The following is a 13,928-nucleotide window of genomic DNA, read 5'->3' as shown; positions in this document are numbered from 1 at the left end:
AAGTTATTTAACACTGGGCAATTCCTCAAAGGATGGTATAGGAAGTCTTGTATTATCAGTTGTTACAGATGCAAATAAGTGCCTTAATGAGATGTTGAGAGTGTGGAAACCAAATGGAGAAATGATCATTTTTAATAAATTCACCCCAAAAGACCAAGGACATTCACCGTTTCAAAAAGCACTTAGACCGCTATAAAAAAATTAGGTACTGACATAGAAGTTAACTTTAGAATTTGGTCTTAAATGAAGCCAATCAAGGTTTTATTTATAGAGGAAAATTCATGAATAATTAGGTCTATAGCAAAATAGTTATATAAAAAGACTTATTGTACAAGTTCATTAGTGTTTTTAGATTGGGACTGATTCTATGTATCGAAACAGAAATAGAGATAGACTTGTGAATATCGTCATTGTATCCCTCGTTTGCATCCTTATCTTTCATATCATCCGGATCATCCTTCACGTTAAGGTTTACTTCGTGTATAGCATGGGGATGGGATATCTTTTATTTATTGGACTAATCATCTTCCTTATTATGTTCCTATATTTTAAAAGGTGACGGTCCTCAAGGAAAACGCAATGAAAACGATTGCGTTTTTTTATTGTGTATTTAAAGGGTTTTCACAGAAGTTTAGTAGAATAAGAATGAAAGTGAGGACAACATTTCTGTGAATGGAGGGAATTTATATGAAGAAACTGCTCCTGTTCGGATCAAGTGGATTAGTGGGGAAGGCGTTGGTGGAAGAGTGCAAAGATTCCTTTGATGTATATGGGACCTATGCAACCAGACCAGGAGATCTCCCTGAAGAAAAACAATTTCAATTAGAAATCAGCGATATGGATAAGATGAAAGAAATCGTTCAGTCCATCAAGCCCGATAGCATCATTTCATGTCTAAGAGGAGAGTTCGATCAACAGCTTGCATTTCATAGGGAGCTGGCATTGGAAATCGAAAACACCGAAAGCGTACTCTATTATTTCTCCACGGCAAATGTGTTTGATGGGGATTTCACGAAGCATCATTCAGAAGAAGACACTCCTAACGCTGCATCCCCTTATGGGCAGTTCAAAATGGAGTGTGAAAATATGTTGCAGGAATTTTTAAAGGAACGTGCGGTTATGATACGCATACCGCAAATATGGGGGAAGAAGTCTCCGAGGTTGGATCAAATCAGAAGTGGAATAGAGAAAAACTCGATCGATGTATACAGCAATCTGGAGTGTAATCATCTAACGGATGAATTCCTTGCAAAACAGCTGAAATACATCATCCTCCATAAACTGACAGGGATCTTTCACTTGGGTGCTATCGACATGATGACGCAAGATACTTTTATTAAGGAGTTAGTCAGCAGCCTTACGGATAAAGAAATAAACTTTCATTATCGTTTGCTTCAGGATACACCGGATACATATTATTTTGGATTGAAGAGCATTCGAAACGATCTTCCGGAGAGTTTGTTGAAGACGAATAGGGACATGATAGCCAATGTAGTTGGTTCATGAAGAAATCTTATGCAGGAGGGGAAAAAACGGAAAAGATCAGGCGTGATCTCTTCCGTTATTCTCCCTCTTTTTTTGTTGATAGGGAATCACATTCACAACAATAAAAAGTCCAAAAGCGGGAAGTCTAATACGAGAAGGGGTGAGCAGAAAATGTTACTGATCTTATTCACGGCATTATTTTCACTCGTATTGTTGTACTTTCTAAAGGGATTATTAAAAAGATTCAGGGCGATCGAGGTATTAATCCTCAGTTTATTCAATTCCTTTTTATGCCAACACATCAATTTCAAAATCTTTTCTGCCTATGATCGACTTTCCGTTAAAGAAGAGATCATTCCGAGAGTAGTAAGTTATCTTCATTATGGATTATTACTACCGCTCTTATTAATATGGGTATTGTATTTCTTTCGTTCAAAAATTCCAACCGTTTTTAAACTTATGATTGCCATGGTCTGGATGGGGATTGATGTTGGATCAAAATATTTATTATTACAAATAGGGGTGTTGAAGTCTGAGACTGCTGGATGGTATCCAATAGTAGATGTAGGTATCACAGCTGGAATTCTTTTATTTTCTTCTATTTTTATGGTTCGTTTTGCCTTTATCTTAAAAAAGGAGCTCGTTTTTGTTGACTAACATACCGAAGATTCTAGAGCCTCTGACACCGAAAACATTCGATGAAAATGAGATTTTTGTCCTTTTTATTGTTGTCCTATGCGTGTGTATTTTGGTATTGGTCCATCATCTGGAGCCACACCTACTACTGCAAACTGAAATCATAGCTTTGTTTGTTTTTAACATTTTACTTGGAACAATAGGGGATCGAATGCTGGCAGAACCACCACTGGATTTTTATGACACACTCGATTATGGGCATGGGGAATTTTATGACTCCATTCTGCAAATAGTCGTATACCCCATCCCAATCATCCTTTTCATTCACTTCTATCGAAAATGGAAGCCAAACAAGGTTGTTTCTATTTTATTGTATGGCTTCATTCTTGTTGTGCTCGAATGGATTTCAGCAGAATACTTTGACGTTTTCCAATTTAAAACGTGGAAGACATCCTATTCTTATGTTTTCTATTGTTGTGTCTTAACAGTCAATCTGATTTTTGCCGGGCAGATTGAAAAATATTTACGCAGGGGCATATAGTGAAACATTATTTTATTCTTTTTATGATGTTGAAATTGAATGGTGTATATTGCATCATAGTCGGTGTCTAGATATACGATTGTAAGACAACGGACGGATTAGGACGATAAGGACCCGGGTATATGTGGTAAATTATTAATATAGCAAGATATAGCGGGAAATTAGTAACCTTAAACCTAATCAAATCATACATAAATGGAGCAATGAAACATGAAGGTAGAGCGACTACTGGCGATGATCATCAAGTTGTTAAATACCAATAGAATAACAGCAAAAAAGCTAGCCGAAGAGTTCGAGGTCTCTGTACGGACGATTCAAAGAGATATCGATTCAATTAACCTGGCGGGTATTCCGATTGTTTCATATAAAGGTTCGAACGGCGGCTATGGAATTCTTGAGGAATACAAAATCAGTACAGGATTATTTAATGATGTAGAATATGAATTGCTGCTCACTGCATTAAATGGTGTCTATAAAACCTATGATGATAACCAATTAAAACAAATTATTGAAAAGCTGACATCCATAAAGTCAAATGGGAACGTTCAGCAAACTTCACCCGTTTGGTTAGATTTCGGTGGCTGGGGACCGACTGAAAAAAGGAAAGAAAAAATAAATATGATCAAACAATCGATTGAAGCCAATAAAGTCATTGCTTTTCAATATATAGATATTAATGGACGCTATACAGAAAGAGAAATTGAACCTGTTACGTTAATTCTAAAGATCAATAAATGGTATGTGTATGCTTTTTGTACACTAAGAAATGAATATCGGTTGTTTAAATTAGGCAGAATGCAAAACATGAAACGTACGTCTAAACCAATTGAGCAAAGAGAACGAAGCGAACATGAAAGCTTTTACCAGCACAATCGTGAAATGGTTACCATCAAACTAAAGTTCACTCAACATGCCTTAAATGAGTTGGAGGATTATGTCGATTTAGATTCTGTAGAATTCGGTGATGACGGGTGGGTTTATCTGACTGAATCATTCCCGGAAGATGAATGGGTCTATCGTATGATCTTTAGTCTCGGATCCGAAATAGAAGTTCTTGAGCCAGAACATATTAGGGAGATTATGAAAGAAAGAGCAAAAAAAATATATGATAAATATTAAGAAATACGACATAATGGTGTCGGCTTACGTGTGATACGGTATCAATATGAATCAATTCTAATAAATGGGGGGATCAACGTGTCAGTAGTGAATCAATTAGCTTCCCAGCTCAATAGAAATGACGAAGAGCCCAATATTGAGCTGGCACACACGTTAGCTAATGAAGAAAATCATGCAGGTATAGAAGAGATTATTGAAGGCCTGTCTAGCAAAGATAAAAAGGTTCAACATGACTGTATCAAAGTAGCGTATGAAATCGGACAAGTTAAACCAGAACTAATAAGTAAGTATGCTCAGACCTTTATAGAGTTGCTGAAAAGCCGTAATAATCGATTAGTATGGGGTGGAATGACAGCATTATCAACGATTACTGAGGAATCTTCAGAAACGATCATGGCTCATCTTCACACAATAAAGAGTGCCATGAAAATGGGTTCGGTCATTACGATTGATAAAGGTGTTCTAACTCTTGCGAAGCTCGCCGCGGTTAATAAGGAAAATAATGACGCGATTTTTCCATTCTTACTCCAGCACCTTGAGAATTGTAGAACAAAAGAAGTGCCTCAGCACGCTGAAAGCACAATGGTAGCTGTTACAGATGAAAATAGAGAGGGGTTTCTGAATGTGTTACGAAAAAGAGAACCCTATCTGACGGCGCCTCAACCAAAAAGAGTAAAAAAAATCTATAAAACGTTGGAAGCGTAATGTTAAATAGTGAGGTGGAAAAATGAAAGAATATAAAAAATGTCAGAGTTGTGCCATGCCCTTAAAGAAAATGGAAGACCGCGGTACTGAGAAGAATTCAGAAAGAAGTTCGATGTACTGTAAGCATTGTTATGAAGAAGGGGAATTCACTCAAAAAGACATCACAGTAGAAGAAATGAAACAATTTGTAAAGAATAAATGTATCGAAATGGGTTTACCGAAGTTTATGGCAGGGATGTATGTAAAAAACCTTCATAAGTTGTCCAGGTGGCAATAGGTAGTATACATTCATGTGAAGACGATGTTGTATACATTTGTCCTTGATCTAAATGGCACTGTGTCTTTGATGTGTGTAAAGTCATTTTAGTTGAAGTACGAATAAACGAGGTGAAAGAGATGGTTAGAAGAATATAGATTGCCTCCTCAATTTGATTTGTATTAAATTTTGGAGGCTAACTAATTAAGTAGGAGTTGGGCATAGTATGAAGCAAAATAAGTATGATAATGTGAATTTTTTTTCTGAATATAAAAATATGGAACGTTCCGTTAAAGGTCTTGAAGGCGCGGGAGAATGGCACGTATTAAAAGAGCTTTTACCCGAGCTCCGAAATAAGAGTGTCCTTGATTTGGGATGCGGTTTTGGCTGGCATTGTCGCTATGCTCGTGAACAGCAAGCAAGATCTGTTATTGGAGTAGATATATCTGAAAACATGCTTCAACAAGCCCGTGAAATGACGAATGATTCTTTCATTTCATATATTAAGATGCCAATCGAAGACATTGATTTTTCTAATTCCCAATTTGATGTAGTGATCAGTTCATTGGCTTTTCACTATATTGAGTCCTTTGGAGAAATATGTAAAAAGATCTATGATAGTTTACAGCCGGGAGGTTCTTTTATATTTTCGGTTGAACATCCAATGTTCACTTCCCGAAAGGAACAAGATTGGTATTGTGATGACAAAGGGAATCGTTTACATTGGCCCGTTGATCATTACCAATTAGAAGGCATACGTGAAACAACGTTCCTGACTGAAAATGTTGTAAAATATCACCGTACATTTTCTACTTATGTCAATGATTTACTACATGCAGGCTTTAATATAAGGAAAATGAAAGAACCGATTCCCTCTGACGAAATGGTAGAAACTGTGCCTGAAATGAAAGACGAACTCCGCAGACCTATGTTCTTGATCATCTCAGCTGAAAAGTAATGCGTCTCATCGCTCCTACGAAATGTAGGGGCGATTTTCGCCTTCCCCTAAAGGATCTTCATGTGGAAGGCGGTATGCAAGCTTTCTTCCCTTTAAGCAAAGAAGACTCGTCAATTGGCGAGTCTTCTTTGCTAATATTTGCTGTCAGCATATCATTATAGCCTTTAATGTTGGTTTAAGCACCTCAAAAAGGACCCCCATACCGCTTCTTTTTATGAAGTCTTGACAGATTTACTTGATACCATTTTTGTAGGGACTCTGATCCCGGTTTCTTTGATAATAATGCCAGATTTGGACTTGAAAAGAGAGAACAAGACACATCCTGCTATGACAATGATGCTGCCGACAGCTTGTAGTCCATTCATCTTTTCCCCAAGAAAAGCGAAGGCCAATAAGGCGGTGAAAACGGGGTTGAAGTTCAAGAACAATCCTGAAGTACTCGGCCCCAGGTTATTCACCCCGATATTCCATAAGACCATGCATATAACGGTGGAAATCACACCGGTATATAAGATTGACTGCACGAATGAAGCGTCAATATTGGTCACCCGGAACGTAGAAAGATTAAAAGGAAGAAGGATGAGAAGGCCAAATAGTCCGGAGTATAAAATGGACATCATAGGAGTGACGGTCTTCATTGCCCATTTACTGCAAACGGAATAGATCCCCCACATGACAACCGCAGCCAGCATAAAGAGATCCCCTTCATTAATTTGCAGGGAATAGACCATCTCTACATTCCCTTTGGACAGGACAAGCAACACGCCAAAGAGCGAGAGGAACATGGATGACAGTTGAAATGCGTTCATCTTTTCCTTCAGAAAAATAAAAGAGATTCCGGCAATGGAGAACATATTTAACGTGGAGATCAGGCCCACATTGGTGGCAGATGTCTTTTCCAACGCCATGAATTGCAGTGCTTGAAAAAGGGCTACCCCCGTCAGGCCCATGAAAAATAACGGCAGGATCGATTGAATGGGTGGAAGCAGCTTCTTTTCTTTCCACCAGACAATCGGGAACAGGCAGACGATGGCGATCGCCCATCTTAATATGGTCAACGTTCCCGGAGATGCATGTTCCACAAGGGTTTTACCCACAATGAAATTGCCTCCCCAGAGAAGACTTGTCAGTAACAATAGATAATAATATTTCACGTCATTTAGCCCCTTTTCAAAGAGCCATTGTGCACAATGACATTGTCTATAAGAATAATTTTAACATTTTACTGAAAATACAAAAGAACATCTTGTATAATTAGGATTAATCGAAAAAAATGAAAGTTTAATAGCTATTTAGATTATTAAAATTCATTTATACATCGTTTTATCAGTGGTTTTTGGAACAATTGAAAAGGGTGGATGGAGAATGGAATCGATTGTAAGCAGGGTTCTGGACCAAATGGATCTCAAGCTTTTGGATTTGCTTCAAAAGGATGGCCAACTCAGTAATCTGGAATTATCGAAGCGTGTCAATTTATCTGCACCAGCCGTACACGCAAGAATCAAACGGTTGGAAATGGAAGGATATATCAAAAAGCAGGTAGCCATTCTAAACCATGAAAAACTGGGGTTTGACTTACTATGCTTCGTGTTTATGAGCACGAATGAACATCGAACAGAAAAACTGGAAGCAGTGGAGGAGACATTGGAATCTATGGAAGAGGTCCTGGAATGTCATTGCTTGACCGGGGAATATGATTATCTCTTAAAGGTGGCCTGCAAGGATCGCAAGGGGCTGGAGCTCTTCATCAGAAGGCTGAATGAGATGGGGATCACGAAGATTCAAACGAGCTTGGCGTTGAGGGAGATCAAGGATTCTACGGTGTTACCGATACAGGGGGAAGACTAAAATCCGACGGGGAAATGGTTACGAGTCTGCCCCACAGTCCATTGGCGGAATGCTGTGGGGCAGACCCAGTTGTTTATGATGGGGTGGATCACCATATATCTTGTTGCAGCTTCTCCACTCAATCCGATCGACCGATTTCTTTGTCGTTCTGTCCGATTACGGTTGAAATGTTGGCTGCAGTCACACCGATGATCGGTACTGCAAGAACCGTGAGAAACAGGGTCCCGGTTGCGACAGGCCACGCTAAAAAATGTTGCACTGAGATGGATGAACTCCGTAAATAGTGCTATTTAAATCCAAACAGCTTCATATTACTTCGCTTTAACCAACCTGATTTCTTCCGCTTTCGCTAACACACACTTCTTGTCTCCCGAACTCAATTCCACATATTCAGAATCGTAGATCCAGAATATGGTGAACAACTCATCTTCAAATTCTACAATATCGCCGAGATTATATTTCATTTTCACTCCTTGAAGGAGATCGATCCATTCACAGTGAACGGTGTATATTGTACCATTACTTTAGAACTAAAAATGTTTCATTGTGTTCATTGAGAGACCATTCAGGTTGAATTTCATCATGAAACCGCCGGTGTACGCTTAAATTCACTATAAAATATTCTTCTAAGAATGTATGAAGCGTGCCCCCTCCAAATTTTTAGACTGGTCCATTCGGAAGGGAGCAAACACGCGTTTGCCTGTGATATAATGGAAGTACACAACATAATACGGAAGATGGGGTAGCGGCTCACACTCCCGAGTGAAGGGAGGTGATACGCTAATGATTGCTGTAGGAGATGTATTACAAATCATGATTGCCTTTGGAACATTGATTGTAGCAATTGTCGCGGTTACACAAAAAAAGAAGTAACCATCGTCCCCACCGCTCATGAGGATCATTGATGATTACTTCGTTTCGATTGACTCTAAAGTGAGCCGCTGCACTTTCGATGCAGTTTATGTTGTGGAGGAGTCCTGATTGCCGTCAGGCTCCTTTTTTAGTGTACTTAACTACTTTTATTATATACATAAGTTCATACGTTAGTAAAGAATAGTGAATAAATGGATGAAGCACCGTCTATAATAAAATAAAATATTGACAAATTTAACCTGTATCATTTACATTTGTTCTAACATATATTGGATCACTTACATTCCATGACGAGAACGAGTAGGTATGGAATCTGTTCTACAGAGAGTTGACGATTTGGTGGAAGTCAACGTTCAGATCATATTGAATATCCTCTCCGAGAAGCAAAGCTGAAGGTACTTTAAGCTTTGACGGGCTTCCGCCGTTATAAGGAACGCGTATGATTGTACGTTGCATGAGTGCTGTCACGTAAACTTGAAATACAGTTTATGGATAGAATCAGGGTGGTATCGCGGGTAACAACTCGTCCCTAACATTGGTTAGGGGCGGGTTTTTTTATTTACAAAAAAATAGAGGGTGATGACATGAAAAAGGTGAATGTAAACGAAAAGTCGGTCGAAAGAGAGCAGCGGATCCAGGAATTCTGGAATTCGAATCATATTTTTGAAAAGTCAGTGACAAACCGAGAAGGGCAAAAGTCGTTCGTCTTCTATGAAGGACCTCCGACTGCCAATGGGCTACCGCATGCCGGTCACGTTCTGGGGCGTGTGATCAAAGATTTTGTCGCGAGGTATCAGACCATGCGTGGATATCAAGTCAAACGTAAGGCAGGCTGGGACACACACGGTCTCCCGGTGGAACTGGGCGTCGAAAAGAAAATCGGCGTGTCCGGTAAACAAGAAATCGAGGAATACGGTGTTGAGAAATTCATTGAAGAATGTAAAAAGAGTGTGTTCGATTATGAGAGGCAGTGGCGCACCTTTACGGAGGCAATCGGATACTGGGTGGATATGGATGATCCCTATGTTACCCTTCAGAATGATTACATCGAAAGTGTCTGGCACATTCTTTCGAAAATCCATGAAAAAGGGTTGCTTTATCAAGGGCATCGGGTCGCACCTTATTGCCCGAGCTGCCAAACCTCCCTCAGTTCCCATGAGGTAGCTCAAGGATATAAGGATGTAAAAGATTTATCCGCGACAGCTAAATTTAAGGTGGAAGGAAAAGAGCATGAATACTTTCTAGGGTGGACGACAACACCTTGGACGCTTCCTGCCAATGTGGCCCTCGCCGTCCATGAAGATGTGGATTACGTGAAAGCCAAACGGGGTGAAGAGACGTATATCCTGGCAAAGAACCTTGTGATCGATGTGTTGGGAGACGATTTCGAATGGGTCAGTGAGCATAAGGGCCACGAATTTGTAGGGGTTTCGTATCAGCCGCCGTTCAACAATCTTGCGCTTGATCGGGGGCATGAAGTGATTGCGGCATCATTTGTGACCGATGACAGCGGAACCGGGATTGTTCATCTGGCTCCCGCTCACGGGGAAGATGATTACCATGCAATCAAGGAAAGTGGATTGGATTTTGTCAATATTGTCGATGAAAAAGGCTGTTATACCAACGAATTCGAGCCTCTTGCAGGAGAATTCACAAAGGACAGCGATGTGAAGATCATCAAGATGCTGGCGGATAGTAATCTTCTCTTTTCCAAGGAGAAGTATGAACACAGCTATCCACACTGCTGGCGCTGTGACTCACCACTCCTTTATTACGCAATGGAAGGCTGGTTCATCAAGACAACGGCCATAAAAGAGACCATCTTAAAGAACAACCAATCCGTCGAATGGTATCCGGACCATATGAAAGAAGGAAGGTTTGGGAAATTCCTTGAGAATATGGTGGATTGGAACCTGGGAAGGAACCGTTATTGGGGAACACCACTGAACGTTTGGATTTGCGGGGAATGTGATCATCAGTATGTCCCGGGAAGCATTCAGGATCTAAAAGAACATGCGATCAGGGGTTGGCAGGACCATCTTGAACTTCATAAACCCTATGTCGATGAGGTCATCGTGGAATGTCCATCTTGTTCCCATGAAATGAACAGGACGAAAGAAGTCATCGATGTCTGGTTTGACAGTGGTTCGATGCCGTTTGCACAGTATCATTATCCATTTGAGAATGAAGAATTGTTTCATCAGCAATTCCCGGCAGATGTGATTGCCGAAGGAGTGGACCAAACGAGGGGCTGGTTCTACAGCCTGTTGACGGTTTCCTCCCTCTTCACAGGAAAAGCCCCATATAAGCGTGTGTTATCACTCGGGCACATACTGGATGAAGACGGACGAAAAATGTCTAAAAGCAAAGGGAATGTCATCAATCCAATGGATCTCGTTGAGAAGTTCGGGGCAGATGCTCTCAGATGGGCATTGCTTGCAGATAGTGCCCCTTGGAATAACAAACGCTTCTCAGAAAACGTCGTCAGCCAGGCAAAATCGAAACTGGTCGACACGCTGAATAATGTTCATTCCTTTTACACCCTGTATGCAGTGATCGATGGGTTCGACCCTGATCAACACGAGGCTGGAACTCCGTCTCTACTCGATCAGTGGATGTTGTCCCGACTGAATTCGGTTATCAAAAACGTAACGGACCATTTAGATCTATATGACTTTACCGCTGGGGCAAGGGAACTATCCATCCTGGTTGATCAAGTCAGCAATTGGTATATCCGCAGATCACGTGAACGTTTCTGGAGCGAAGGGCTGAATGAAGATAAATTGGCTGCTTACCATACTATATATAAGGTATTAGTAAATGTTAGCCGGTTGCTGGCACCATTCACTCCGTTCATTGCAGAGGATATCCATATATACTTGACCAATGAAAGTGTCCATCTGTCCGATTTTCCTAAAGTAAATCAAGAAGACATCAATCCAGCATTGGAAACGGAAATGGATCGCGTCTTACAAGTAGTCGAACTTGCCCGGTCTGCCCGTAATACGACGAATATCAAAACAAAGCAGCCTCTATCCAGGCTTACGGTAGTGGGAGCGAAGGATGATACGGAATTACTTAGGAAGTACGAATACATCATTCAAGATGAAATCAATGTAAAGAATGTAGAATTTCAGGACCAAGCAGGAGATTCCGTGCAATATGAATTAAAGCTGAACTTCCCGACTGCCGGTCCGAAACTCGGTAAGCTCGTGGGCCTTGTGCAGAAACATTTACAATCGTTAGATCATGAAGAAGCAAGTAAGGTTGTAGAACAAGGGCATCTTGACTTTGAGTCTCCAACCGGGGAAAAGGTATCAGTCGAGAAAGAGGATCTCATCGTTCATCAAAAAACACATAAAGGGTTGGAAATGGCTTCAAACACAACCTTCAGTGTTTTCCTGGATACAACCATCACAGAGGATCTGCGGAAAGAAGGGAAAGCCCGGGAGCTTGTTCGCGCCGTTCAGCAATACAGAAAAGAACTGAACCTGCCTGTGGAAGAGCGTGTGCATCTTGTGCTGGATGTTGATAAATCAATGAAAGAGGTAGTGGAGCAATTTGAAGACTTACTGCAAAGCAGCCTATTAATCAAGAGAATGACATTTGAAAAGCGTGAAGGCATGAAAGAAATAGACATTGATGGAGTGGGGGTCGGACTGGACATCAAAGAGTAAGAAGTGGTAATGAGGGGCTAATCCAGAATAGGGTAAGCCCCTTTTATTGTGTTAATTTCTCTTGAATATGAAAATGTAATTTGAAATAATTGGTATTAGATGGAAGGAGGAGAGCGAGACATGATCCATAATAAAGCCATGCGATACGGACGAGAAAGGCTTACATAAAATCATTCTAGAGAAAAAGTTATTACCGGGTGGGGGAGATTTCCATGCTAAACAGCTTACCTGCAAGCGAACACTTACCTGTTAAGGAAGGCTCATCAAAAATTAGAATCAAAACCCTATGGATCTATCTGATCATGTTGGCGGTTCCAGGCTATTTGATTAATAAATTCCCACTTCATGGTGTTACATACGAAGGAGTCAAGGGACTCATATGGTTTACTTATTTTATGGTCGTGACTCTGTGTTACAAGGATATCCGAACCTTCATCGCTCCGCTGTTGAACGTCAAAGCCTTTAAGAAGTCGGGAACCTATATATGGATTCTTATAACGTTTATGCTTCCGTACATCCTGCTGCACCTTTGCCTCTATTTTGAAGTGATTCTGGACAAATATTTTATGTTCTACTTCAATAATCATATGCTTCATGCCAGCACCTGGGGGCAGACAATCGATGTAGCGATTCTTACACCGATAACGGAAGAAATTGTGTTCAGGGGCATTTTGCTGACAATTCTATTGCGATTTGTAAAGCCGTTTTGGGCAGTCGGAATCACATCGATCTTGTTCGGACTTATCCACCCATCGGATATTTGGATGATTACGTTACTGGGGGGATTCCTTTTAACATTCACAACGTATAAAACCAAATCGATCCTGCCTGCGATGGTGGCCCATTCACTATGGAATCTATATATGGTTCAGCTGTTTCTTTATTTTTAGGGGAATAAATGCAAAAATCCTAAAGACAGGGGAGCAAATCTATGAAAAAACTAAGGATAATATTGAGTGTGATTCTTCTAGTCGCCATACTGGCAAATCTACATACTATAATAGCTTCAGTTAAATTGTACTCATTCGAACATAATAAAAAAATTGTCACCGAAACAAAAATTATAACGTTTCGTGAAGTATTTGAGACGTTGTATCAACAAAGAGAATTGGCTGCAGAATTAGAGGACTCCATCATCTATTCATTGATAGGTGATCAAGTAAGAAAAGGAACTGATGAGGCTTCTGATTACGAAAGATTCTTATCGCACAATGATCACATCACATCCTTAAAAGTTAAGCTGCCAATTACCACCTACAAAGATGACGATAAGACCTTTGAGTTTATATCAGGTAAAGGGAAAGTGTTAGAAATATTCGAGGACGGTGAGTGGAAAGGTTTTAATGGTCCTTTGGATAAGTTAATGAAAAAGTATAATTTGAATGTTCAATAAGAATAAACCAACACATGGCATGAACAAAAACGCTCATCCTGAGCGTTTTTGTATGATCAACGTATCTACTTCTGATTATACCCCCGTTCTCCATACGGCTGCAGTTTCTCCAACCACTTTTCTTCCAACTCATCCAGAGCTTCTTTTTCAGTGACATATGGATCATCATTCTTTTTCAGTTTTTCCAACAGCTCGAATGTAAAAGCGTCTTTCCCGAACTGGTTCCATTCGGTTTGTAACGCTTTGCTGGTGGTGAATCCATTGTTTTCAAGCATGAACTTGATCCCGTTCAGGGTCTTCAGGTTTTTCGTGCTTCCGATATAGATTTTATTGTTTTGCTGATTCAAGATTTGAAAGACACCTGCTTCAACCGGTGTTTCTTTATACTGTTGTTTTAACTCTCTTTTACGATCCATGTTAAGACCTCCTGTTCGTTC

16 protein-coding genes and 1 other annotated feature are annotated in these 13,928 nt (G+C 40.2%); of the genes, 12 read left to right on the top strand and 4 right to left on the bottom strand.

All coding sequences use genetic code 11. The features are described from left to right. The first annotated feature begins 687 nt into the window (after positions 1-687). The 7 genes from ACXAF2_RS06685 to ACXAF2_RS06655 all read left to right on the top strand — a co-directional run bounded on the left by ACXAF2_RS06685 (position 688) and on the right by ACXAF2_RS06655 (position 5,700). Positions 688-1,506 (top strand): sugar nucleotide-binding protein, encoded by an 819-nt coding sequence (locus ACXAF2_RS06685; protein WP_475137898.1) that lies wholly within the window; start codon positions 688-690, stop codon positions 1,504-1,506. Between the two features lie 150 nt (positions 1,507-1,656). Beyond that, positions 1,657-2,142, top strand: coding sequence for a hypothetical protein (locus ACXAF2_RS06680; protein WP_475137897.1), 486 nt, complete (start codon positions 1,657-1,659; stop codon positions 2,140-2,142). Then, positions 2,135-2,662 carry a hypothetical protein gene (locus ACXAF2_RS06675; protein ID WP_475137896.1) on the top strand — a complete coding sequence of 176 codons (528 nt, stop codon included), beginning with the start codon at positions 2,135-2,137 and terminating at the stop codon, positions 2,660-2,662. Before ACXAF2_RS06680 ends, ACXAF2_RS06675 begins: the two co-directional genes overlap by 8 nt. 210 nt (positions 2,663-2,872) lie before the next feature. Continuing rightward, positions 2,873-3,781 (top strand): helix-turn-helix transcriptional regulator, encoded by a 909-nt coding sequence (locus ACXAF2_RS06670; RefSeq protein ID WP_475137895.1) that lies wholly within the window; start codon positions 2,873-2,875, stop codon positions 3,779-3,781. A 78-nt stretch (positions 3,782-3,859) separates the two neighbouring features. Beyond that, a complete protein-coding gene (locus ACXAF2_RS06665; protein ID WP_475137894.1) occupies positions 3,860-4,486 on the top strand; it encodes a hypothetical protein in 627 nt (208 codons plus the stop codon). A 22-nt stretch (positions 4,487-4,508) separates the two neighbouring features. Next, complete coding sequence (locus tag ACXAF2_RS06660; RefSeq protein ID WP_475137893.1) at positions 4,509-4,763, top strand: zinc ribbon domain-containing protein; 255 nt, start codon at positions 4,509-4,511, stop codon at positions 4,761-4,763. A gap of 205 nt (positions 4,764-4,968) precedes the next feature. Then, complete coding sequence (locus ACXAF2_RS06655; RefSeq protein ID WP_475137892.1) at positions 4,969-5,700, top strand: class I SAM-dependent methyltransferase; 732 nt, start codon at positions 4,969-4,971, stop codon at positions 5,698-5,700. A 212-nt stretch (positions 5,701-5,912) separates the two neighbouring features. On the opposite strand, the gene ACXAF2_RS06650 is transcribed toward ACXAF2_RS06655, so the two are convergent. Continuing rightward, the gene (locus tag ACXAF2_RS06650) at positions 5,913-6,854 is read right to left on the bottom strand and encodes a DMT family transporter (RefSeq protein WP_475137891.1); all 942 of its coding nucleotides are present in this window, start codon (positions 6,852-6,854) and stop codon (positions 5,913-5,915) included. 211 nt (positions 6,855-7,065) lie between these two features. On the opposite strand from ACXAF2_RS06650, the gene ACXAF2_RS06645 reads away from it, so the two are divergent. Then, positions 7,066-7,548, top strand: a complete 483-nt coding sequence (locus ACXAF2_RS06645; RefSeq protein ID WP_475137890.1) for an Lrp/AsnC family transcriptional regulator — start codon at positions 7,066-7,068, stop codon at positions 7,546-7,548. A 118-nt stretch (positions 7,549-7,666) separates the two neighbouring features. Here the strand turns inward: ACXAF2_RS06645 and ACXAF2_RS06640 are convergent, their stop codons facing one another. Continuing rightward, entirely contained in the window at positions 7,667-7,807 is a 141-nt protein-coding gene (locus tag ACXAF2_RS06640; RefSeq protein WP_475137889.1) for a hypothetical protein, read from the bottom strand. 52 nt (positions 7,808-7,859) lie between these two features. Next, positions 7,860-8,012 carry a hypothetical protein gene (locus ACXAF2_RS06635; RefSeq protein WP_475137888.1) on the bottom strand — a complete coding sequence of 51 codons (153 nt, stop codon included), beginning with the start codon at positions 8,010-8,012 and terminating at the stop codon, positions 7,860-7,862. A 319-nt stretch (positions 8,013-8,331) separates the two neighbouring features. Between ACXAF2_RS06635 and ACXAF2_RS06630 the strand changes: the two genes are divergently transcribed. The 4 genes from ACXAF2_RS06630 to ACXAF2_RS06615 all read left to right on the top strand — a co-directional run bounded on the left by ACXAF2_RS06630 (position 8,332) and on the right by ACXAF2_RS06615 (position 13,491). After that, positions 8,332-8,421, top strand: a complete 90-nt coding sequence (locus ACXAF2_RS06630) for a putative holin-like toxin (protein WP_219927342.1) — start codon at positions 8,332-8,334, stop codon at positions 8,419-8,421. A 278-nt stretch (positions 8,422-8,699) separates the two neighbouring features. After that, positions 8,700-8,955, top strand: a binding site (T-box leader). 50 nt (positions 8,956-9,005) lie between these two features. Next, positions 9,006-12,098 (top strand): isoleucine--tRNA ligase, encoded by a 3,093-nt coding sequence (gene ileS, locus ACXAF2_RS06625; protein WP_475137887.1) that lies wholly within the window; start codon positions 9,006-9,008, stop codon positions 12,096-12,098. Between the two features lie 212 nt (positions 12,099-12,310). Continuing rightward, entirely contained in the window at positions 12,311-12,988 is a 678-nt protein-coding gene (locus ACXAF2_RS06620; protein ID WP_475137886.1) for a lysostaphin resistance A-like protein, read from the top strand. A 41-nt stretch (positions 12,989-13,029) separates the two neighbouring features. Beyond that, positions 13,030-13,491, top strand: a complete 462-nt coding sequence (locus ACXAF2_RS06615; protein ID WP_475137885.1) for a hypothetical protein — start codon at positions 13,030-13,032, stop codon at positions 13,489-13,491. 65 nt (positions 13,492-13,556) lie between these two features. On the opposite strand, the gene ACXAF2_RS06610 is transcribed toward ACXAF2_RS06615, so the two are convergent. Then, entirely contained in the window at positions 13,557-13,907 is a 351-nt protein-coding gene (locus tag ACXAF2_RS06610) for a GIY-YIG nuclease family protein (RefSeq protein WP_475137884.1), read from the bottom strand. Positions 13,908-13,928 lie beyond the last annotated feature (21 nt).

The sequence above is a fragment of the Rossellomorea sp. ABR4_004 genome (assembly GCF_056159585.1).
Note: the sequence above shows the minus strand (reverse complement) of the source record. Positions and strands in the feature narration are given on the sequence as shown.